Here is a 20907-nt window from a genome sequence, read left to right as displayed (position 1 = left end):
TGGCGGTGGCGGAGGGATTTGAACCCCCGGACGGTTTTAGCCGTCTCTCGCTTTCAAGGCGAGTGCATTAGGCCGCTCTGCCACGCCACCGCCCATAAGGGTAACGGGGGCTAGTAACGTCGCGGTCATGCGCGCGATTGTCGCCGAATCCCCCGACCAACTGTCCTGGCAAGAGGTGCCCGACGTCACCGCCGGCCCCGGCGAGGTGCTGATCAAGGTCACCGCGGCCGGCGTCAACCGCGCCGACGTGTTGCAGGCGGCCGGCAAGTACCCACCCCCGCCGGGGGCCAGCGAGATCATCGGCATGGAGGTGTCCGGCGTCGTCGCCGACGCCGGCTCGGGCGTGACGGAATGGCCCGTCGGACAACAGGTTTGCGCGCTGCTGGCGGGCGGCGGCTACGCCGAATACGTCGCCGTCCCCGCGGGGCAGGTGATGCCCGTCCCCGACGGGGTGGACCTGGTCGACGCAGCCGGGTTGCCGGAGGTGGCGTGCACGGTGTGGTCGAACCTGGTGATGGTCGCGCACCTGGGCAAGGGGCAGCTGCTGCTGATGCACGGCGGAGCCAGCGGTATCGGCACACACGCGATCCAGGTCGCGCGGGCGCTGGGCGCCCGGGTGGCCGTCACCGCGGGGTCGGCGGAGAAGCTGGAGTTCTGCCGGCAGCTGGGCGCCGAAATCACCATCAACTACCACGACGAGGACTTCGTCGCGCGCCTGCAGGAAAACGGCGGTGCCGACGTGATTTTCGACATCATGGGTGCCGCCTACCTGGACCGCAACATCGACGCGCTGGCCACCGACGGTCAGCTGGTCATCATCGGCATGCAGGGCGGGATCAAGGGCGAGCTCAACATCGGCAAGCTGCTCGCCAAGCGGGCACGGGTGATCGGCACCACGCTGCGCGCCCGACCGGTGACCGGCCCGAACAGCAAGACCGAGATCGTGCAGGCGGTGACGGGGTCGGTGTGGCCGATGATCGCCGAGGGCCGGGTGCGGGAGATCATCGGCGCGCGCATGCCCATCCAGCGGGCCGGTGAGGCGCACCAAGACTTGGTGGCCGGCAAGGTGACCGGAAAGATCGTGCTGACCGTCTAGCGGCCGGCTCGCGAACCTAACCTGGCTGCGAGTTTGGGCCTGAATTTTCGCAGTGTGGTTAGGCTCGCGACGAAAGGCTCAGCCCAGCGACGCCAGCGCCCGCACCAGCTGGTCGACCTCGGCCGTCGTCGAGTAATGCGCCAGGCCGACGGTGACGGCGCCGCCGACGTCGTTGACGCCTAGCACGTCCAGCGCGCGGGAGCTCTCGTTGGTGACGGCGAGAATGCCGTTGTCCGCCAAGCGTTGCACCACACGCTCGGCGGGGACGTCCTGCAACGCGAAGCTGACCACGGGGATCTGCGCCTCGGGCCGGCCAATGACCATCACCAGCGGCAGCGACCGCAAGGACACCATGAGGTAGTCGAAGACCCGGTTCAGGTACGCGGTGGCCGACTGCGTCGACACCGACAGGCGTTCGCGCCGGCTGCCGCGGGCCGACTCGTCGAGCGACGCGAGGTACTCGATGCTGGCGACCAACCCGGCCAGCAGGCCGAACTGATGGGCGCCGACCTCGAGGCGCGCCGGGCCGACGGCCTGGGGGTCGGACGAGACGGCGCTGAACGAGTTGATCAGCGCCGGATCGCGAAAGACCATCGCGCCGATCGGGGGACCGCCCCACGCCAGGGCGTTGACCGCGACGACGTCGGCGTCGGTCTCCTTGACGTCGAGCAGTCGGTACGGCGCCGCGGCGGAATGGTCGACGACCACCAGCCCGCCCACTTCGTGCACCAGCTTGGTCATCGCCCGCAGGTCGGTGACCGTGCCCAGCGTCGCCGACGCCGACGCGACGGCGACCAGCCGCGTCGACTTGCCGATCAGGCTCTCCCACTGCCAGGTCGGCAGCTCACCGGTCTCGATGTCGATCTCGGCCCATTTCACCTTGGCGCCGTAGCGGTGTGCCGCGCGCAGCCAGGGCGCGATGTTGGCCTCGTCGTCGAGCCGGCTGACGATCACCTCGTAGCCCAGGCCGGCCCGCGAAGACGAAGCTTCGGCCAACGACGACAGCAGGATGGCGCGATCGGCACCGAGCACGACGCCCGCCGGGTCCGCGTTGAACAGGTCGGCGACGGCCGCACGCGCGGCCTCCAGCACGGCGGCGCTGCGCCGCGCCGACGGGTGTGCCCCCACCATGGTGGCGGCGGACCGGCGGAAGGCCGTCGACACCGTCGTCGCCACGGAGTCCGGGATGAGCATGCCGACCGGCGCGTCGAAGTGCACCCACCCGTCACCCAGCGATGGATGCAGTCCGCGCACCCGGGCGACGTCGTAAGCCATGACAGCCACCTTAAGGCTTCCGCAATTTCGCGAAAATTGTGACGGTAGCGGGTGCCCCCTCGGCGATCCAAGCCGGATGGTGGCTTGGCGAGCCGAGTCACCCGGGCAGCCATACTAGTCCAGTGGGCCTGTGGACCGGAACGCTGATCGCACTGTTCTTGCTGATCGCGCCGGGTGTGATAGTCGCGCGCATCACCCAGCTGACGTGGCCGGTGGCCATCGCGGTTGGTCCTGCGCTGACGTACGGCGTTGTGGCGCTGGCGATTATCCCGCTCGGTGCGCTCGGCATCCCGTGGAACGGGTGGACCGCGCTCGCCACGCTCGCGGTGGTGTGTGTGGTGGCGACGGGTTTGCAGCTGGCGCTCGCCCGCTATCGGGACCCCGAGGCCGAGGCACGCGGGGTCAGCCGCTGGCCGGCGGTGACGGTGGCCGCCGGTGTGCTGTTGGGCGCGGCGCTGATCATGTGGGCCGGCTATCGCGGCCTCACGCACTGGCAGTCCATCCCGAGCACCTGGGACGCCGTCTGGCACGCCAACGAGGTGCGCTTCATGCTCGACACCGGCCAGGCGTCCTCGACCCATATGGGCGAGCTTCGCAACGTCGAGACCCACCAACCGCTCTACTACCCGTCGGTGTTTCACGCGCTGACCGCGGTCTACTGTCAGCTCACCGGCGCGGCGCCCACCACCGGCTACACCCTGAACTCGTTGGCCGCGTCGGTCTGGCTGTTTCCCTCCAGCGCGGCCACCCTCACCTGGTTCCTGCTGCGCCCCATCAGCAGCCAGTGGCGCGCCGCGAGCGTGTCCGCCACCGCCGCCGCGCTGTCGGCGTCGTTCACCTCGGTGCCCTACGTCGAGTTCGGCGTCGCGGCGATGCCCAACCTGGCCGCGTACGGCGTCGCGATCCCGACGTTCGTGCTGATCGCCTCGACGCTGCGGCACCGCGACCGCATCCCGGCGGCCGTGCTGGCGCTGGTGGGTGTCCTCTCGGTGCACCTAACCGGGGGATTCATCGTCATCCTCTTCCTGCTGGCCTGGTGGCTGCTCGACGCGCTGTGGCATCCGGTGCGCGGACGCCTCACCGACGCGCTGACCCTGGCCGCCGTGGCCGTGCCCACCGCCGCGATCCTGGCGCCGCAATTCCTCGGCGTGCTGCGGCAGGCCGACATCATCGCCGGGCACGCGTTCCCCAGCTTCAAGAGCGTGAAGCAGGGCGTGATCGACGCGCTGCTGCTGCACACCCGCCACCTCAACGACTTCCCGACCCAATACAGCCTGGTGTTTCTGGCGTTCATCGGCATGGCGATACTGCTGTACAAGAGGATCTGGTGGCCACCCGCCGTCTGGGTGGTGCTGACCGTGGCGACCATCTATTCCGGGGCGCCGTTTCGCAATCCCCTCGGTCGGGCGATCGAGGTGTTCAGCCAGTTCTTTTACAACGATCCGCGCCGGCTCTCGGCGGTGGTGACGATGCTGGTGACGCCGATGGCGGGCATCGCGCTGTTCGCGATCGTCGTGGGCTTCGTCGCCCTCGCCAGGCGGCTCACCGAGCGGTTCACCCGCCTGCCCGCCCCGGTCTGGACCGCGGCGACGGCGTTCCTGCTGGTGGCGGCCGTCCTCGTCGCCGGCCGGCAATACCTCTACCGGCACCTGGTTTTGTTCGGCGACAAGTACGACTCGGTGATCATCGACCAGCGAGACCTGATGGCGATGGCGTATCTGGCCAAGTTGCCCGGTGCCCGCAACACCCTGATCGGCAACTCCAACGTCGACGGCACCGCGTGGATGTACGCGGTGGCCGACCTGCACCCGCTGTGGACCCACTACGACTTCCCACAGCAGACGGGTCCGGGCTACTACCGCTACATCTTCTGGATTGCGGCACGCAGGGGTGAATCCGATCCCAAGGTGGTCGAGGCGATTAAAGCGCTCAATATCAGGTACATCCTGACCAGCGCGCCCAACGTCAGAGGGTTTGCCACACCCGAAGGACTAGTGTCTCTGGATAAGTCGAAGTCGTGGACGATGATCTACGACAATGGCGGCGCTCGAATCTTCGAATGGCGCGAGGACAGCGCGGCGCCGCCCCCTTAGACGCACAAGAGGATGGTGAACGGATTGACTAACGGCAACGACGGCCCAGACGACGACGGCATCGAGGTGATCGGCGGCGTCGACCCCCGGATCATGGCGCTCCACGAGGCCGACAGTGACGCTGACTCCGACGAGCGCTCCCTGACCGACCTCGTCGAGCAGCCCGCCAAGGTGATGCGGATCGGCACGATGATCAAGCAGCTGCTGGAGGAGGTGCGCGCCGCACCGCTGGACGAGGCCAGCCGCAACCGGCTGCGCGACATCCACGCCACCAGCATCCGCGAGCTCGAGGACGGCCTGGCGCCGGAACTGCGTGAGGAGCTCGATCGGCTCACCCTGCCGTTCAACGAGGGCGCCGCGCCGTCGGACGCCGAGTTGCGCATCGCGCAGGCGCAGCTGGTCGGGTGGCTGGAGGGGCTGTTCCACGGCATCCAGACCGCGCTGTTCGCCCAGCAGATGGCCGCCCGCGCGCAACTGGAGCAGATGCGCCAGGGTGCGCTTCCGCCGGGCATCAGGTCGGGCCACGGCCCGGGTTCGGGCACCGGCCAATACCTGTAAGCACATGACGCTGCCGGGGCCGGGTCCGCACATCGAGACGCGCGACGCGTGGGTGGAATTTCCCATCTTCGACGCCAAATCGCGGTCGCTGAAGAAGGCGTTCCTGGGCAAGGCGGGCGGCACGATCGGTCGCAACAGCTCCAACGTCGTCGTCGTCGAGGCGTTGCGCGACATCACGATGAAGCTCGAGCTCGGCGACCGGGTCGGTCTCGTCGGCCACAACGGGGCCGGGAAATCGACTCTGCTGCGCCTACTTTCGGGCATCTACGAGCCCACCCGCGGGTGGGCGAAGGTAACCGGCCGGGTCGCGCCGGTGTTCGACCTCGGGGTGGGCATGGACCCGGAGATTTCGGGCTACGAGAACATCATCATCCGTGGCCTGTTTCTCGGGCAGACCCGAAAGCAGATGATGTCCAAGGTCGACGAGATCGCCGAGTTCACCGAGCTCGGCGACTACCTGTCGATGCCGCTGCGCACCTACTCCACCGGGATGCGGGTCCGCCTGGCGATGGGCGTGGTCACCAGCATCGACCCCGAGATCCTGCTACTGGACGAGGGCATCGGTGCCGTGGACGCCGACTTCCTGAAGAAGGCCCAGACCCGGCTGCAGCGCCTGGTCGAGCGCTCCGGAATCCTGGTGTTCGCAAGCCATTCCAACGAATTCCTGGCCCGGCTGTGCAAGACGGCGATGTGGATCGATCACGGCGTCATCCGCATGTCGGGCGGCATCGAGGACGTGGTGCGCGCGTACGAGGGCGAGGACGCGGCCCGGCACGTGCGCGAGGTGCTGGCCGAAACCGCCGGACAGCCATGAGCGACAGCGTCTTCGCCGTCGTGGTCACCCACCGGCGCCCCGACGAGCTCGCCAAATCGCTGGACGCGCTCAGCAGCCAGACCCGGCTGCCGGATCACCTGATCGTGGTCGACAATGATTTTTCCGGCGAAGGCGCCGCGTCCGGCCGCGTCCGCGACCTGGTTGCCGGCCAACCCATTTCGACGACCTACCTGAGCTCGCGCCGAAACCTGGGTGGCGCGGGCGGTTTCGCGCTGGGCATGCTGCACGCGCTAGCGCAGGGCGCCGACTGGGTGTGGCTCGCCGACGACGACGGGCGGCCCCAGGACTCGCACGTGCTGGCGACGCTGCTGGCCTGCGCCAAGAAGTACGGCCTGGCCGAGGTGTCGCCGATGGTGTGCAACCTGGAAGATCCTGAGCGGCTGGCGTTCCCGCTGCGGCGCGGCCTGGTATGGCGCAGGCGGACAAGCGAATTGCGCACCGAGGAAGGGCAGGACCTGCTGCGCGGGATCGCGTCGTTGTTCAACGGGGCGCTGTTCAAGGCGTCGACGCTGGAGTCGATCGGCGTGCCGGACCTGCGGCTGTTCGTGCGCGGCGACGAGGTGGAGATGCACCGCCGGCTGGTTCGCTCCGGCCTGCCGTTCGGCACCTGCCTGGACGCGGTCTACCTGCATCCGTGCGGATCAGAAGAGTTCAAGCCGATCCTGGGCGGCCGGATGCACACGCAGTATCCCGACGACGCCACCAAGCGGTTCTTCACCTACCGCAACCGCGGCTACCTGATGGCGCAGCCGGGCCTGCGCAAGCTGCTGTTCCAGGAATGGGTCCGATTCGGCTGGTTCTTCCTGGTGACCCGCCGCGACCCCAAGGGCCTGGCCGACTGGATTCGGTTGCGCCGCTTGGGGCGCCGCGAGCGCTTCGGCAAGCCGGGAGGGACCGCGTGACACGCGCCGGCGACGATGCAGAGCGAAGCGATGAGGAGGAGCGGCGCAAATGACATTCATCGACGCCGCCGCGCAGTCGCGGACCTTCGCCCGAGCCCGCAACGACCTGGTCGACGGATTCCGTCGGCACGAGCTGTGGCTGCACCTGGGCTGGCAGGACATCAAACAGCGCTACCGCCGCTCGGTGCTGGGGCCGTTCTGGATCACCATCGCCACCGGGACGACGGCTGTCGCGATGGGCGGCCTCTATTCGAAGCTGTTCCACCTGGACCTGGCGGTCCACCTGCCCTACGTCACGCTTGGGCTGATCATCTGGAACCTGATCAACGCCTCGATCCTGGAGGGCGCCGACGTGTTCGTGGCCAACGAGGGGCTGATCAAGCAGCTGCCCACACCGCTCTCCGTGCACGTCTACCGGCTGGTGTGGCGGCAGATACTGTTGTTCGCGCACAACATCGTGATCTACGTCGTCGTCGCGATCATCTTCCCCAAGCCGTGGTCGTGGGCCGACCTGTCCGTCATCCCCGCTTTGGCGCTGATCGTGCTCAATTCCATCTGGGTGTCACTGTGTTTCGGCATCCTGGCCACCCGCTATCGCGACATCGGCCCGCTGCTGTTCTCGGTCGTGCAGTTGCTGTTCTTCATGACGCCAATCATCTGGAACGACGACACGCTGCGGCAACAGGGCGCCGGACACTGGGCGAGCATCGTCGAACTCAACCCGCTGCTGCATTACCTCGACATCGTTCGCGCCCCGCTGCTGGGCGCCCACCAGGAACTGCGGCACTGGGTGGTGGTCTTGGTGCTGACGGTCGTCGGGTGGCTGCTGGCGGCCTTCGGAATGCGGCAGTACCGCGCCCGGGTGCCGTACTGGGTTTAGCGCGGCCCGCGTGGTTAGCCGATACATCCCTTAGCTTTTCGGCATTAGCTGTTCCATGACTTTGTCGATTGAGAAGCTGGCCGCTTTGGCCCGTGGCGGGAAGTCCTTGAAGCTTTCCAACCATTGGGCGACGAGGGCTTGGGCGGGGTAGAGCAGGAAGGTGCGCTCGGCTGCCCACTTGGCGTAGTACACGTCGCTTTCGTCGCCGCGCTCGAACGGGTCGGAGCGCAGGTCGAACGTTTTTGGCCATCGCAGATGCGAGAAAGGCTCGCGCCACACCGCCATCCCGGTGCTGCGCTGCTCGGCGAACACCACCTTCCAGCGCCTCACCCGCAACGCCAGCAAGTCGCCGTCATCGCTCCAGTAAACGAATCCCTCCCGTGGGCACTCTTCTTGCTCACCGCTGAGGAATGGAAGCATGTTGATCCCGTCCATGTGCACCCTGAACATCCGTTCGCCAATCTGATAGCCCTTCTTCACCTTTTCGACCAGGTCCGGCTCCCCGGCAGCAGCAGCGAAAGTGGGTATGAAGTCCTGCAACGAGACGATGTCATTGATCACTCGGCCAGGCTCGATCACACCGGGCCAGCGCATCACGCACGGCATGCGCCAACCACCTTCCCAATTGGTGTCCTTCTCGCCGCGAAACGGCGTGGTGCCCCCGTCCGGCCACGACAGCACCTCCGCGCCGTTGTCGGTGGTGAACACCACGACCGTGTTGTCAGCCACGCCCAGCTGCTCGAGCTTGGCCAGCATTTGGCCGACGTAGTCGTCCAGTTCCACCATTCCGTCGGGATAGACGCCTAGCCCCGTCTTGCCCTCCGACTCGGGCTTCAGATGCGTGAAGACATGCATACGCGTGGTGTTCCAGTAGCAGAACCAGGGCACCTCTTCTCGCGTGTTGCGCTCAACGAAATCGATTGCGGCGGACAGGAATTCCTCATCAACTGTCTCCATGCGCGTGCGGGTCAGCGGGCCGGTGTCCTCGATCACCTGCTTGCCGACCCTGCCGAAGCGGTCGTCGACGGTCGGGTCGTCGGTGTCGCTGGCTTTGCAGCGCAGGACACCGCGTGGGCCGAAGCGCTCCCGAAACGCCGGGTCCTTCGGATAATCGACGTTCTCCGGTTCCTCCTCGGCGTTGAGGTGATACAGGTTGCCGAAGAACTCGTCAAAGCCGTGCACCGTGGGCAGATGCTCGTTGCGATCACCAAGATGGTTCTTGCCGAACTGGCCTGTCGCATAGCCGAAATTCTTCAAAAACTGCGCGATGGTTGGGTCCTCGGCGCTCAGCCCTTCTTTGGCACCGGGCATCCCGACCTTAGTTAGTCCGGTGCGGATCGGTTGCTGGCCGGTGATGAAGGCGGCGCGTCCGGCGGTGCAGCTTTGTTGACCGTAGAAGTCGGTGAACATCGCCCCCTCAGCGGCGATGCGGTCGATGTTCGGGGTTCGATACCCCATGATTCCGTGGTTGTAGCAGCTGAGATTAAACCAACCGATGTCATCGCTCATGATGAACAAGATGTTCGGCTTGTCCGTCGCAGGCATGGCGATCCTCCATTCGATCCCAGGACAGGACCCGCTGATTTGCTCCGCTTGACGGACGCTACGCCCGACCTTGATCCCACGGAAGCTTCTCCAAGACGACCATCTCACCGGCCAAGGAGTGTTCTGCTGACGTTTACTCTCGTCCCGTCAGCGACCCGCTCGGGCGAGAAGAACCGGTAGGGGCTCAGCGCGGTTGTGATTTTCGTCCCCAGTCGCTTAAGACTTTTGGACGGCGTGGATGGCTGGGTGGATCAACAGCTAGCCCACTGCACCATGGTGTCGACCTCTCGGTCGGGGCAAGACTACGCGGAGAAACCCGATGGAAGCTGCTGTTTCAGGCCCTCGCCGTCCCCACCGGAGCGCTCGTGCTGCCGAAGAGTGTGCCACCCCGGGGGGAGACCGCCGCGGACTCGTGATGCCCAACCGGCGACGAACCCGCGCCCAGGAGAGCGCCGCGCGCATCGCCGCGAGCTGCGAGCCGCCGGAGTTCTAGGCGCGCCAAGAATCCTCCAAGAATCCATCGAGGCTGCGGCCCAACGCTGGGCCCATGAGCCACATCGCTTTCGACGACGACGTGTACGTCGCCACCATCCATCGCGCCGACACACCGATCGGCCGGGCGGCGCAATTCCACATCAGCAAGCTGTTCGACGAGTTGCCGTGCTGCCATCGCTCGTGGGCCAATCGGGGCAAGCGTTTCTTCCTGCACGGCTACGAGCGGGCCTTCGAAATCGAATTCGCTTGCGCCGAGACCGAACCCGGCACGGGCCTGGTGGTGGACGGCAGCGCGATCGCCGAAGTCCGGTCGGCAGTGCGATACCAGTTCGACCACACCACCCTGATCGCACACGACGACCCGCAGCGCGACCTGTTCGAACTGCTGGCCGACCGGGGCGTCGTCGACCTGCGGATCATGGAGAACACCGGCATGGAGGGCTCGGCGGCCTGGGTGTTCGAGACCGCCGAACGGATCGTCGCGCTGGCGACCGGCGGCCGGGTGTGGGTATCACGGATCGAGGCGCGGGAAAGCCGCAACAACGTGGTCACCCTCACGGCAGGACCGATTGGGGCCACAGGCTGGGCGTGACCGCGCGAAATCAGCGCCCGCCAGCAAACGAGGATAGATTCGCCGCACTACTGGGTATGTGTACAACAACCAAGTTTCCCTACGCGTAAGGTGGCGGCTGCCTGGCGGTGGTGCAACACTGTAGCGCTACAGGTCAGCAAGTGACGGCAGACAGGATCGGGTCGACTGACGTGAGCAAAAAAGCCAAGTCGGCGGTGGATGAGGCGCGGGAGAACCTCGCCGCGGAGCTGGACCGCCTCAAGCAGCGGCGTGATCGCCTCGAGGTCGAGGTCAAAAACGACCGCGGCATGGTCGGCGACCACGGAGACGCGGCAGAGGCGATACAACGCGCGGACGAGCTCGTCGTGCTCGGCGACCGGATCAACGAACTGGACCGCCGCTTGCGCAGCGGACCGTCGCCCTCGGACGACTCCGAAACGCTGCCCGGCGGCACCGAGGTCACGCTGCGGTTCCCCGACGGTGAAGTCGTCACCATGCACGTGATTTCCATCGTCGAAGAGACCCCCATCGGCCGCGAGGCCGAGACGTTGACCGCCCGCAGCCCGTTGGGGCAGGCCCTGGCGGGCCGCAAAGCCGGCGACACGGTGACTTACACGACGCCGCAAGGGGAAAACCAGGTCGAGCTCATCGCGGTGAAGCTGCCCCGTTAACTCCCTGCCGTCGACACCGGCCCCGATAGACTCGCCGCAATGATCCCGCCCGAGCCCGACGCCGCTCCTGCGCGCCCGCACCTGGGTTTGACGACACAGGTAATGCGCTTCGTCGTCACCGGCGGGATGGCCGGAATCGTCGACTTCGGCCTCTACCTGGTCCTCTACAAGGTGGTGGGACTGCAGGTCGACCTGTCCAAGGCGACGAGCTTCGTCGTCGGCACCATCACCGCCTACCTGATCAACCGCCGATGGACGTTTCAGGCGGCGCCCAGCACCGCGCGATTCGTCGCGGTCATGGTCCTCTACGCGGTCACGTTCTCGGTGCAGGTCGGCCTCAACCACCTCTGCCTGTCGCTTTTGCACTATCGCAGCTGGGCGATACCGGTCGCGTTCGTGATCGCGCAAGGCACGGCCACGGTGATCAACTTCATCGTGCAGCGAGCCGTTATCTTCCGCCTCCGCTGACCGACCTGGCCAAGCGGTACCCTCTTTGACGATGTTCACCACCAAGCGGCTCGCGGGCTGGGGGCGTACCGCGCCCTCTTTGGCGACGGTGCTTTCCACGCCGGACCCGGAGGAGATCGCGAAAGCCGTGGCCAACACGGCCGACGCCGGCGGCCGCGGTGTGATCGCCCGCGGGCTGGGCCGTTCGTACGGCGACAACGCGCAAAATGGCGGCGGTCTGGTGATCGACATGACCGAGCTGAACACCATTCACTCGATCAGCGCCGATACCAAGCTGGCCGACCTCGACGCCGGGGTCAACCTCGACCAGTTGATGAAGGCCGCGCTGCCGTTCGGCCTGTGGGTGCCGGTGCTGCCCGGCACCAGGCAGGTCACCATCGGCGGCGCGATCGCCTGCGACATCCACGGCAAGAACCATCACAGCGCGGGCAGCTTCGGGAACCACGTGCGCAGCATGGACCTGCTGACCGCCGACGGCCAGGTCCGCCACCTCACTGGAACCGGTGAGGACTCCGAGCTGTTCTGGGCCACGGTCGGGGGCAACGGTCTAACCGGGATCATCCTGCGGGCCACCATCGAGATGACGCCGACGGAGACCGCTTATTTCATTGCCGACGGCGACGTCACCGCCAGCCTGGACGAAACCGTCGCATTTCACAGCGACGGCAGCGAGGCCGACTACACCTATTCCAGCGCGTGGTTCGACGCGATCAGCGCGCCGCCGAAGCTAGGTCGCGCGGCGATTTCACGCGGCTCGCTGGCCAAGCTCGACCAGTTGCCGCCAAAGCTCCGGCGCAATCCGCTGAAATTCGATGCGCCACAACTGCTTACGTTTCCCGACGCATTCCCGAACGGATTGGCCAACAAATACACGTTCGGGTCGATCGGCGAGTTGTGGTACCGCAAGTCCGGGACCTACCGCGGCAAGGTTCAGAACCTGACGCAGTTCTACCACCCGCTGGACATGTTCGGCGAATGGAACCGGGCGTACGGACCTGCTGGCTTCACTCAGTACCAATTCGTCGTGCCAACTACCGCCGTCGAGGAGTTCAAGGGCATCATCCGCGACATCCAAAAGTCCGGGCACTATTCATTTCTCAATGTGTTCAAGCTGTTCGGGCCGGGCAATCAGGCCCCGCTGAGCTTTCCCATTCCGGGTTGGAACGTCTGCGTCGACTTCCCCATCAAGCCGGGGCTCAACGAGTTCCTCAACGAACTCGACCGCAGAGTCCTGGAATTCGGTGGACGGGTCTACACCGCCAAGGACTCGCGAGTGAACGCCGAAATCTTCCACGCCATGTATCCGCGCATCGACGAGTGGATCGCCTTGCGCCGCAAGGTCGATCCCCTGCGGGTGTTCGCCTCCGACATGGCCCGACGATTGGAGTTGTTGTAGATGGTGCTCCAATGGTTTTAGATGCCGTGGGAAATCCGCAGACTATCCTGCTGCTCGGTGGCACCTCCGAGATCGGGCTCGCCATCTGCGAACGCTACCTGCAGAACGCGCACGCGCGAATCGTGTTGGCAGCCATGCCCGATGACCCCGGCCGCGAGGCCGCGGTGGCCCAGATGACGGCCGCGGGCGCGCGGTCGGTGCAGCTGATCGACTTCGAGGCCACCGACGCGGACAGCCACCCAAAGATGATTGACCAGGCCTTCGCGGATGGCGACGTCGACGTGGCCATCGTGGCGTTCGGCATCCTCGGCGACGCCGAGGAGCTGTGGCAGAACCAGCGCAAGGCGGTCCTGGCCGCCGAAATCAACTACACCGCGGCGGTTTCCGTCGGCGTACTGCTGGGCGAGAAGATGCGCGCTCAGGGCTTCGGCCAGATCATCGCGATGAGTTCGGCCGCCGGCGAGCGGGTGCGGCGTTCAAACTTCGTCTACGGCTCGACCAAGGCGGGCCTGGACGGCTTCTATCTCGGACTCGGAGAAGCGCTGCGCGAGTATGGGGTTCGCGTGCTGGTGATCCGTCCGGGCCAGGTGCGTACCCGGATGAGCGCGCATGTCAAGGAGGCCCCCCTCACCGTCGACAAGGAGTATGTCGCCAACCTCGCGGTGACCGCGGCGGCACAAGGTAAGGAATTGGTTTGGGCACCAGCAGCATTCCGTTACGTGATGATGGTGTTGCGACACGTCCCGCGGAGGATCTTCCGCAAGCTGCCAATCTGACGATGCGCAACGCGCTGGCCACCCTGGGCCAGATGGCCGCCGCGGTGGCGGTCGCCGTCGCCGTGGCGGTGCCGTCGCTGATCGCGATCGCCGGCGTGCAATGGCCGGCGTATCCGTCGTCGAACCAGCTGCACGCGCTGACCACCGTCGGGCAGGTCGGCTGCCTGGCCGGCCTGGTCGCCGTCGGCTGGCTGTGGCGGCGTTCCGGGCGTCCGCGAAACCGACGGCTCGCACAGGTGGGCGGGCTGGTGTTCGTCTCCGCTTTCACGGTCGTGACGCTGGGCATGCCGCTGGGTGCCACCAAGCTTTATCTGTTCGGCATCTCGGTGGACCAGCAGTTCCGCACCGAATACCTCACGCGGCTCGCCGACAGCCCGGCGCTGCACGACATGACCTATCGCGGGCTGCCGACGTTCTACCCGCCGGGCTGGTTCTGGATCGGCGGCCGCGTCGCGGCGCTCACCGGGACACCGGCCTGGGAGATGTATAAGCCGTGGGCCATCACCTCGATCACCATCGCGGTCGCGGTCGCGCTGGTGCTGTGGTGGCGGATGATCCGCTTCGAGTACGCGCTGATCGTCACCACCGCCACCGCCGCGGTGACGCTGGCCTACGGCTCGCCGGAGCCCTACGCCGCGATGATCACCGTGCTGTTGCCGCCCGTCCTCGTGTTGACGTGGTCGGGCTTGCGTGCCGGCCAGCGGGGCGGGTGGGCCGCGGTCGTCGGCGCCGGGCTGTTCCTCGGCTGGGCGGCCACCTGGTACACGCTGCTGTTCGGGTTCAGCGCGTTCACGGTGTTCCTCATGGCGATGCTGTTGGCCGGGGCGCGCTGGCGGCGCGGCGGCTTCGGCGCCGCGCTCGACCCGCTGCGCCGGCTGGCCGTGATCGCCGCCATCGCGGCGGCCATCGCCAGCATCACCTGGCTACCTTTCCTGGTGCGCGTGGCGAGCAGCCCGGTCAGCAACAGCGGTAGCGCCTTCCACTACCTGCCGGCCGACGGCGCCGTGCTGACCTTCCCGATGCTGCAGTTCTCGCTGCTCGGGGCGGTCTGCCTGCTGGGCGCCCTGTGGCTGGTGGTGCGCGCGCGGTCGTCCGTGCGGGCGGGCGCCCTGGCCATGGGCGTGCTGGCCGTCTACCTGTGGTCGCTGCTGTCGATGCTGACCACGCTGGCGCGCACCACGCTGCTGTCGTTCCGGCTGCAACCCACGCTGACCGTGCTGCTGGTCGCGGCCGGGGCGTTCGGCTTCGTGGAGGCCGTCAACGCGCTCGCCCCACGCAGCCGTGCCATAGCCCCGGTCGCGGCCGCCGTCGGCCTGGCCGCCGCGATCGCGTTCAGCCAGGACATCCCGGACGTGTTGCGGCCGGATCTGACCATCGCCTACACGGACACCGACGGATACGGCCAGCGCGGCGATCGCCGGCCGCCGAGTTCCGAGAAGTTCTACCCGGCCATCGACGCCGCCATCCTCAAGGTGACCGGCAAGCCGCGCGACCAGATCGTGGTCATGACCGCCGACTACAGCTTCCTGTCCTACTACCCCTACTGGGGATTCCAGGGGCTGACATCGCATTACGCCAACCCGCTGGCGCAGTTCGACCTGCGAGCCGCGCAGATCGAGAAGTGGTCCAAGCTCAAGACCCCCGACGAGTTCATCCACGCGCTGGACACCTCGCCGTGGCCGCCGCCGACGGTGTTTCTGATGCGGCGCGGCGCGAACAGCAACTACACGTTGCGGTTGGCCCAGGACGTCTACCCGAACCAGCCCAACGTGCGCCGGTACACCGTTGACTTGCCGGCGGCGCTGTTCGCCGATCCCCGTTTCGCCGTCGAAACCGTCGGCCCCTTCGTGCTGGCCGTCCGCAAGCCGAGCTGATGGCCACCGAAACCCCGGCTGACTTGGCCGCACAACTACCATCTACCCCCGTGGAGGACGCGGGAGGTAACCACCGGATCGCCCGGATTGTTGCTACCGTCGCGGGTCTGCTGGGCGCCCTGCTGGCCATCGCCACCCCGGTGCTGCCGGTCAACCAGACCACCGCCCAACTGAACTGGCCGCAGAACGGCACGTTCGGCAGCGTCGACGCGCCGCTGATCGGTTACGTGGCAACGGATCTGAACGTCGCCGTGCCGTGTCAGGCCGCCGCCGGGCTGGCCGGCCCGCAGAACGCCGGCAAGACGGTGTTGCTGTCGACCGTGCCCAAGCAGGCCCCCAAGGCCGTCGACCGCGGACTGCTGATCCAGCGCGCCAACGACTATCTGGTGCTCGTGGTGCGCAACGTCGCGGTGGTCACCGCCCCGCTGAGCCAGGTGCTCAGCCCGGCCTGCCAGCGGCTGACGTTCACCGCGCACGCCGACCGCGTCACCGCCGAGTTCGTCGGCCTGACCCAGGGGCCCAACGCCGAGCATCCCGGCGCACCGCTGCGCGGCGAGAAAAGCGGCTACGACTTCCGGCCGCAGATCGTGGGCGTGTTCACCGATCTCACCGGGCCGGCCCCGCCGGGCCTGAGCTTCTCGGCCACCGTCGACACCCGCTACAGCAGCAGCCCCACCCAGCTGAAGATGGCGGCGATGATCCTCGGGGTGGTGCTAACCGCCGCCGCCCTGGTGGCGCTGCACGTCCTCGACACCGCCGACGGCACCCGGCACCGACGCTTCCTGCCCGCCCGATGGTGGTCAATCGGCGGCCTGGACGCGCTCGTCATCGCGGTGCTGACGTGGTGGCATTTCGTCGGCGCCAACACCTCCGACGACGGCTACATCCTGACCATGGCGAGGGTGTCCGAGCACGCCGGCTACATGGCCAACTACTACCGCTGGCTGGGCACGCCGGAGGCCCCGTTCGGCTGGTACTACGACCTGCTGGCGGTGTGGGCCCACGTCAGCACCACCAGCATCTGGATGCGGTTGCCCACCCTGGCGATGGCGCTGACGTGCTGGTGGGTGATCAGCCGCGAGGTCATGCCCCGCCTGGGCCACGCCGTGAAGACCAACCGGGCGGCGGCGTGGACGGCCGCAGGGCTGTTCCTGGCGACCTGGTTGCCGCTGGACAACGGGCTTCGCCCCGAACCGATCATCGCCCTGGGCATCCTGCTCACCTGGTGCTCGGTGGAACGGGCGGTGGCCACCAACCGGCTGCTGCCGGTGGCGATTGCGTGCATCATCGGCGCGCTGACCTTGTTCTCCGGTCCGACGGGCATCGCCTCGATCGGCGCGCTGCTGGTTGCGATCGGTCCGCTGCGCACCATCCTCCACCGGCGATCCAGACAGTTCGGGGTGCTCCCCCTAGTGGCGCCCCTGTTGGCCGCGGCCACCGTCACCGTGATCCTGATCTTCCGTGACCAGACCCTGGCCGGCGAAATGCAGGCGACCGCGCTCAAGCGCGCGCTCGGGCCAAGCCTGAGCTGGTTCGACGAGCACCTCCGCTACGAGCGGCTGTTCATGGCCAGCCCTGACGGATCGGTCGCCCGCCGATTCGCGGTGCTGGCACTGGTGTTGGCGCTGGCGATAACCGTCGCAATGTCGTTGCGCAAGGGCAGAATTCCCGGCACGGCGGCCGGGCCGAGCCGCCGCATCGTTGGAATCACCATCATCTCGTTCGTCGCGATGATGTTCACCCCCACAAAGTGGACCCACCACTTCGGGGTGTTCGCCGGGCTAGCCGGGCCGCTGGGCGCGCTGGCCGCGGTCGCCGTGACCTCCGTCGCCATGCGGTCCCGACGCAACCGCACCGTATACGCCGCCGTGGTGGTGTTCCTGCTGGCATTGTCGTTCGCCAGTGTCAACGGCTGGTGGTACGTGTCGAACTTCGGTGTGCCGTGGTCGAATTCGTTCCCCGCGTGGCACTACGCCTTTGCCACGGCACTGCTCGGGCTGGCGCTTTTGGTGCTGCTGCTGGCAGCTTGGTTCCACTTCGTCAACCCCGACAACGGGCCACCCAAGACCCGCTACGGCGCACGCATGGCCGGAATCATCCAGTCCCCCTTGGCAATTGCGACGTGGATCCTGGTGGTGTTCGAGGTCGTATCTCTGACCCTGGCGATGACTGCCCAATACCCCGCGTGGTCGGTGGGTCGCTCCAACCTTGAGGCGCTGACCGGGAAGGCTTGCGGGCTGGCCGAGGACGTGCTTGTGGAGCCCGATCCCAACGCCGGCATCCTGACCCCAGTGACCGGCCCGGTAGGAGACGCCCTCGGAGCGGGTCTGTCGGAGGCCTTCACCGCCAACGGCATTCCAGCCGACGTGCGCGCCGACCCGGTGATGGAGCGTCCGGGCGACCGCAGTTTCGTCAACGACGAAGAGAAGACCGGCAGCAACCAGCCCGGCACTGAGGGCGGCACCAACCCGGCGCCGGGAATCAATGGGTCGGTCGCCCAGCTGCCCTACAACCTCGACCCGGCCCGCACACCGGTGCTCGGCAGCTGGCGCGCGGGCATCCAGGTTCCGGCGCACCTGCGCTCGGGCTGGTACCGGCTACCCGCCCGTGAGCAGGCGCGCCCGCTGCTCGTGGTCAGCGCGGCGGGCCGCTTCGACCCCCGCGAAGTTCAGGTGCAGTGGGCCACCGACGACGAGGCGGCGGCCGGGCACGCCGGCGGGTCGTTCCAGTTGTCGGACGTCGGCGCCTCCCCGGCCTGGCGCAACCTGCGGCTGCCGTTGTCGGCCATCCCGAGCGCCGCCACCCAGATCCGCCTCGTCGCCGACGACGAAGACCTGGCGCCCCAACACTGGATCGCGCTGACGCCGCCGCGGATTCCGCAACTGCGCACGCTGCAGGACGTCGTCGGGTCCAAGGACCCGGTGTTCCTGGACTGGCTTGTCGGACTGGCATTTCCGTGTCAGCGCCCGTTCGGCCACCAAAACGGCGTCGACGAGACGCCGAAGTGGCGCATCCTGCCGGACCGCTTCGGCGCCGAGGCCAACTCCCCGGTGATGGACAACAACGGCGGCGGTCCGTTGGGCGTCACCGAATTGCTGGTGAAGGCGACCACGATGGCGACGTACCTTAAGGACGACTGGTCGCGCGACTGGGGTTCGCTGCAACGGTTGACGCCCTACTACCCCGACGCCCAGCCCGCCCAGTTGCAGCTCGGGATCGCGACGCGCAGCGGCCTATGGAACCCGGCGCCGTTGCGAAAGACCTAGCGACCGTCAGCCCGGGATGCTGCCCAGGTTCGGCGCGGGGCTGTCGCCCGACGACGTCTACCCGACGGCTTGGTCGCGGGGTTCCGGCCGCATCTCGCGGGCCGTCACCGGCGTCGGTCGCGGACGGCGAGGTTCGCGGACCCCGGCGCCACCGTCACCGGTGAGCCATAGCCGGACCGCCGATCCCGACTTGACCCGCGCGCCGGACTCCGGGCTCTGATCGGTGACGATCCAGCCCTCGTACCCAGGCAGGGTCGACAAGTCCGGTTCGGCGCCGATCGCGACGAGGCCCTTGTCGTTGAGCGCCTCGCGGGCTGCGATCCATTCGAGACCAACGACATTGGGCACCGTCACCCTCGCGCTCCACGGCGCCTCCCGGACCCGCACCTGAACCACCTCCGCGGCGGCGTCACCCACCGCCGTCGGCTCGGCAACCGGCGGTGACTCGTCGAGATCCCGCCAGCGTTCCCACGCGGATTGCCGCGTGACACCCAACTGCGTGGCGATCTCCGCCCAGGATTTTCCGTGCCGCCGGGCGGTCCGGACGGCAGCCAGCTCGGCCTGATCCAGCGTCCGGCGAACCACGCCAATGTCCGACAGCGCCTCGAGCCCGTCGTCGCTGGGGAGCCCGCCCCGTGCGGCGAGCCTTCGCCACGCCTGCTGGGCCTGCGCCCACGCGTCGGTCAGACTCATGCTGTCAGGGTAGCCTGACGCCGCCCGAAGCGGAACGTTGATCCGCGTTCTCGGTAAGCCTAGGCTTACGGTTCGTGGCCACTTACCGAGCCGTCCGCGACGGTGACGCCTGGCTGGCGCTGGCCGACGGAACACGGCGCTCCATCGTGGAACGCCTTGCCCACGGCCCGGCGGCGGTCGGCGAGTTGGCCCGCGACCTGCCGGTCAGCCGGCCCGCCGTGTCGCAGCACCTAAAGGTGCTCAAGTCCGCGGGCCTGGTTCGCGACCGCGCCGCGGGAACGCGTCGCGTCTACCAACTCGACCCGACCGGTCTCGAGGCGCTGCGCGCCGAGCTCGACCGGTTCTGGTCCCAGGCGCTGGCCGCCTACGCGGAAACAATCGATGAAAGCGAGGGGGAACCGTCATGACCCGAACACCCAACGTCGCGCACCACGTCGTCGTCAACGCGCCGATCGAGCGCGCGTTCGCCGTCTTCACCGAACGGTTCGGCGACTTCAAGCCCCGCGAGCACAACCTGCTCGCCGTCCCGATCGCCGAGACCGTGTTCGAGCCTCGCGTGGGCGGGCACATCTTCGACCGCGGCGTCGACGGCAGCGTCTGCCGATGGGCGCGCATCCTGGTCTACGAGCCGCCGCATCGGGTGACGTTCAGTTGGGACATCGGCCCGACCTGGCAGGTGGAGTCCGATCCGGCCAAGGCCAGCGAGGTCGAGGTCCGGTTCACCGCCGAGTCCGACGACCGCACGCGCGTCGAGCTCGAACACCGCCACCTCGACCGGCACGGCCCGGGTTGGGAGTCCGTCGCCGACGGCGTCGACGGCGGCGCCGGCTGGCCGCTGTACCTGGACCGCTACGGCCGCCTGCTCAGCGTCGAGGCGCATCGATGACGACCACCCTGATGACCATGGCGCGCGCCGAGCGGGCCGACCTCGCCGAGTTCCTGTCCACCCTCGCGCCGCAGGACTGGGAGGCGCCCAGCCTGTGCACGAAATGGACCGTGAAAGACGTTGTCGCGCATGTGATCAGCTACGAGGAGCTGGGCGCCGCCGGGCTGCTGAAGCGGTTCGCCAAGGGCTGGGTCGTGCGGGCCAACCAGGTCGGCGTCGACGAGTTCTCCGGGCTGAGCCCCGAGCAGCTGCTCGAATTCCTCCGCGGCCATCTCGAACCCCGCGGTCTGACAGCGGGTTTCGGCGGAATGATCGCGCTCGTCGACGGCACGGTCCACCACCAGGACATCCGCCGCTCGCTCGGCCGGCCCCGCACCGTCCCTGCCGATCGGCTGCAACGGGTGCTGGCCCTGGTGCCCGGTAACCCGCGGCTCGGGGCGGGGCGCCGGATCCGGGGGCTGCGCCTGCTCGCCACCGACGTCGACTGGGCACACGGCAACGGGCCCGAGGTCAGCGGACCCGGGGAGGCGCTGCTCATGGCGATGACCGGGCGCCCCGCGGCGCTCGCGGAGCTCGGGGGTCCCGGGCGGGACACGCTGGCGCACCGGCTGGGTCGGTAGCCGACCG

At 67.7% G+C, this 20907-nt stretch carries 19 protein-coding genes and 1 tRNA gene; 16 read left to right on the top strand and 4 right to left on the bottom strand.

Annotated elements, in window-relative coordinates:
- Positions 1-90 (bottom strand) — tRNA-Ser (locus AC5Y4S_RS28075).
- Positions 91-127: 37 nt separating this feature from the next.
- Between AC5Y4S_RS28075 and AC5Y4S_RS28070 the strand changes: the two genes are divergently transcribed.
- Positions 128-1096, top strand: coding sequence for an NAD(P)H-quinone oxidoreductase (locus AC5Y4S_RS28070; protein WP_500035819.1), 969 nt, complete (start codon positions 128-130; stop codon positions 1094-1096).
- 78 nt (positions 1097-1174) lie between these two features.
- Here AC5Y4S_RS28070 and AC5Y4S_RS28065 read toward each other — a convergent pair whose 3' ends face one another.
- Complete coding sequence (locus tag AC5Y4S_RS28065) at positions 1175-2371, bottom strand: cysteine desulfurase-like protein (protein ID WP_068102523.1); 1197 nt, start codon at positions 2369-2371, stop codon at positions 1175-1177.
- Positions 2372-2493: 122 nt separating this feature from the next.
- Between AC5Y4S_RS28065 and AC5Y4S_RS28060 the strand changes: the two genes are divergently transcribed.
- From AC5Y4S_RS28060 to wzm, 5 genes are read left to right on the top strand one after another with little or no spacing between them, the layout of a single operon-like run.
- A complete protein-coding gene (locus AC5Y4S_RS28060; RefSeq protein WP_500035818.1) occupies positions 2494-4464 on the top strand; it encodes a DUF6541 family protein in 1971 nt (656 codons plus the stop codon).
- A 12-nt stretch (positions 4465-4476) separates the two neighbouring features.
- Positions 4477-5022, top strand: a complete 546-nt coding sequence (locus AC5Y4S_RS28055; RefSeq protein ID WP_500035817.1) for a bacterial proteasome activator family protein — start codon at positions 4477-4479, stop codon at positions 5020-5022.
- A gap of 4 nt (positions 5023-5026) precedes the next feature.
- On the top strand, positions 5027-5836 hold the full coding sequence (wzt, locus tag AC5Y4S_RS28050) for a galactan export ABC transporter ATP-binding subunit Wzt/RfbE (protein WP_068102519.1): 810 nt from the start codon (positions 5027-5029) through the stop codon (positions 5834-5836).
- Entirely contained in the window at positions 5833-6759 is a 927-nt protein-coding gene (glfT1, locus tag AC5Y4S_RS28045; protein WP_500035816.1) for a galactofuranosyltransferase GlfT1, read from the top strand. Before wzt ends, glfT1 begins: the two co-directional genes overlap by 4 nt.
- Before the next feature lie 49 nt (positions 6760-6808).
- Complete coding sequence (gene wzm, locus AC5Y4S_RS28040; RefSeq protein ID WP_500035815.1) at positions 6809-7639, top strand: galactan export ABC transporter permease subunit Wzm/RfbD; 831 nt, start codon at positions 6809-6811, stop codon at positions 7637-7639.
- Between the two features lie 30 nt (positions 7640-7669).
- On the opposite strand, the gene AC5Y4S_RS28035 is transcribed toward wzm, so the two are convergent.
- Positions 7670-9184, bottom strand: coding sequence for an arylsulfatase (locus AC5Y4S_RS28035; protein WP_500035814.1), 1515 nt, complete (start codon positions 9182-9184; stop codon positions 7670-7672).
- 547 nt (positions 9185-9731) lie between these two features.
- Here AC5Y4S_RS28035 and AC5Y4S_RS28030 point away from each other — a divergent pair.
- From AC5Y4S_RS28030 to AC5Y4S_RS28000, 7 genes are all read left to right on the top strand, one after another.
- Positions 9732-10271 carry a 6-carboxytetrahydropterin synthase gene (locus AC5Y4S_RS28030; RefSeq protein WP_500035813.1) on the top strand — a complete coding sequence of 180 codons (540 nt, stop codon included), beginning with the start codon at positions 9732-9734 and terminating at the stop codon, positions 10269-10271.
- Positions 10272-10441: 170 nt separating this feature from the next.
- Positions 10442-10921, top strand: coding sequence for a GreA/GreB family elongation factor (locus AC5Y4S_RS28025; RefSeq protein ID WP_500035812.1), 480 nt, complete (start codon positions 10442-10444; stop codon positions 10919-10921).
- A gap of 102 nt (positions 10922-11023) precedes the next feature.
- Positions 11024-11389, top strand: coding sequence for a GtrA family protein (locus tag AC5Y4S_RS28020; RefSeq protein ID WP_500035840.1), 366 nt, complete (start codon positions 11024-11026; stop codon positions 11387-11389).
- 31 nt (positions 11390-11420) lie between these two features.
- Positions 11421-12785: a decaprenylphosphoryl-beta-D-ribose oxidase gene (gene dprE1 / locus AC5Y4S_RS28015; RefSeq protein ID WP_500035811.1), complete on the top strand. Its 1365-nt coding sequence runs from the start codon at positions 11421-11423 to the stop codon at positions 12783-12785.
- Positions 12786-12796: 11 nt separating this feature from the next.
- Positions 12797-13561, top strand: a complete 765-nt coding sequence (dprE2, locus tag AC5Y4S_RS28010; RefSeq protein WP_500035810.1) for a decaprenylphospho-beta-D-erythro-pentofuranosid-2-ulose 2-reductase — start codon at positions 12797-12799, stop codon at positions 13559-13561.
- 2 nt (positions 13562-13563) lie between these two features.
- Entirely contained in the window at positions 13564-15435 is a 1872-nt protein-coding gene (locus tag AC5Y4S_RS28005) for a galactan 5-O-arabinofuranosyltransferase (protein WP_500035809.1), read from the top strand.
- Positions 15435-18701 carry an arabinosyltransferase domain-containing protein gene (locus AC5Y4S_RS28000; protein ID WP_500035808.1) on the top strand — a complete coding sequence of 1089 codons (3267 nt, stop codon included), beginning with the start codon at positions 15435-15437 and terminating at the stop codon, positions 18699-18701. Before AC5Y4S_RS28005 ends, AC5Y4S_RS28000 begins: the two co-directional genes overlap by 1 nt.
- Before the next feature lie 57 nt (positions 18702-18758).
- Here the strand turns inward: AC5Y4S_RS28000 and AC5Y4S_RS27995 are convergent, their stop codons facing one another.
- A complete protein-coding gene (locus AC5Y4S_RS27995; protein WP_500035807.1) occupies positions 18759-19394 on the bottom strand; it encodes a PASTA domain-containing protein in 636 nt (211 codons plus the stop codon).
- A 74-nt stretch (positions 19395-19468) separates the two neighbouring features.
- Between AC5Y4S_RS27995 and AC5Y4S_RS27990 the strand changes: the two genes are divergently transcribed.
- Genes AC5Y4S_RS27990 through AC5Y4S_RS27980 form a run of 3 tightly spaced genes read left to right on the top strand, consistent with a single transcriptional unit; the run spans position 19469 to position 20900 of the window.
- Positions 19469-19801, top strand: a complete 333-nt coding sequence (locus tag AC5Y4S_RS27990) for an ArsR/SmtB family transcription factor (RefSeq protein WP_500035806.1) — start codon at positions 19469-19471, stop codon at positions 19799-19801.
- Positions 19798-20280: an SRPBCC family protein gene (locus AC5Y4S_RS27985; RefSeq protein ID WP_500035805.1), complete on the top strand. Its 483-nt coding sequence runs from the start codon at positions 19798-19800 to the stop codon at positions 20278-20280. Before AC5Y4S_RS27990 ends, AC5Y4S_RS27985 begins: the two co-directional genes overlap by 4 nt.
- A complete protein-coding gene (locus AC5Y4S_RS27980; protein ID WP_500035804.1) occupies positions 20277-20900 on the top strand; it encodes a maleylpyruvate isomerase family mycothiol-dependent enzyme in 624 nt (207 codons plus the stop codon). The genes AC5Y4S_RS27985 and AC5Y4S_RS27980 overlap by 4 nt, the downstream gene beginning before the upstream one ends.
- The last annotated feature ends 7 nt before the right edge of the window (positions 20901-20907 follow it).

The organism is Mycobacterium sp. NGS64, from assembly GCF_059812245.1.
Note: the sequence above shows the minus strand (reverse complement) of the source record. Positions and strands in the feature narration are given on the sequence as shown.

Coding starts and splice junctions, on each gene's coding strand:
- AC5Y4S_RS28065 (WP_068102523.1), bottom strand. CDS start 2,371: ATGGCTTACGACGTCGCCCGGGTGCGCGGACTGCATCCATCGCTGGGT.
- AC5Y4S_RS28000 (WP_500035808.1), top strand. CDS start 15,435: ATGGCCACCGAAACCCCGGCTGACTTGGCCGCACAACTACCATCTACC.
- AC5Y4S_RS28030 (WP_500035813.1), top strand. CDS start 9,732: ATGAGCCACATCGCTTTCGACGACGACGTGTACGTCGCCACCATCCAT.
- AC5Y4S_RS28005 (WP_500035809.1), top strand. CDS start 13,564: ATGCGCAACGCGCTGGCCACCCTGGGCCAGATGGCCGCCGCGGTGGCG.
- wzm (WP_500035815.1), top strand. CDS start 6,809: ATGACATTCATCGACGCCGCCGCGCAGTCGCGGACCTTCGCCCGAGCC.
- AC5Y4S_RS28055 (WP_500035817.1), top strand. CDS start 4,477: ATGGTGAACGGATTGACTAACGGCAACGACGGCCCAGACGACGACGGC.
- dprE1 (WP_500035811.1), top strand. CDS start 11,421: ATGTTCACCACCAAGCGGCTCGCGGGCTGGGGGCGTACCGCGCCCTCT.
- wzt (WP_068102519.1), top strand. CDS start 5,027: ATGACGCTGCCGGGGCCGGGTCCGCACATCGAGACGCGCGACGCGTGG.
- AC5Y4S_RS27980 (WP_500035804.1), top strand. CDS start 20,277: ATGACGACCACCCTGATGACCATGGCGCGCGCCGAGCGGGCCGACCTC.
- AC5Y4S_RS27995 (WP_500035807.1), bottom strand. CDS start 19,394: ATGAGTCTGACCGACGCGTGGGCGCAGGCCCAGCAGGCGTGGCGAAGG.
- AC5Y4S_RS27985 (WP_500035805.1), top strand. CDS start 19,798: ATGACCCGAACACCCAACGTCGCGCACCACGTCGTCGTCAACGCGCCG.
- AC5Y4S_RS28035 (WP_500035814.1), bottom strand. CDS start 9,184: ATGCCTGCGACGGACAAGCCGAACATCTTGTTCATCATGAGCGATGAC.
- AC5Y4S_RS28070 (WP_500035819.1), top strand. CDS start 128: ATGCGCGCGATTGTCGCCGAATCCCCCGACCAACTGTCCTGGCAAGAG.
- glfT1 (WP_500035816.1), top strand. CDS start 5,833: ATGAGCGACAGCGTCTTCGCCGTCGTGGTCACCCACCGGCGCCCCGAC.
- AC5Y4S_RS28020 (WP_500035840.1), top strand. CDS start 11,024: ATGCGCTTCGTCGTCACCGGCGGGATGGCCGGAATCGTCGACTTCGGC.
- dprE2 (WP_500035810.1), top strand. CDS start 12,797: ATGGTTTTAGATGCCGTGGGAAATCCGCAGACTATCCTGCTGCTCGGT.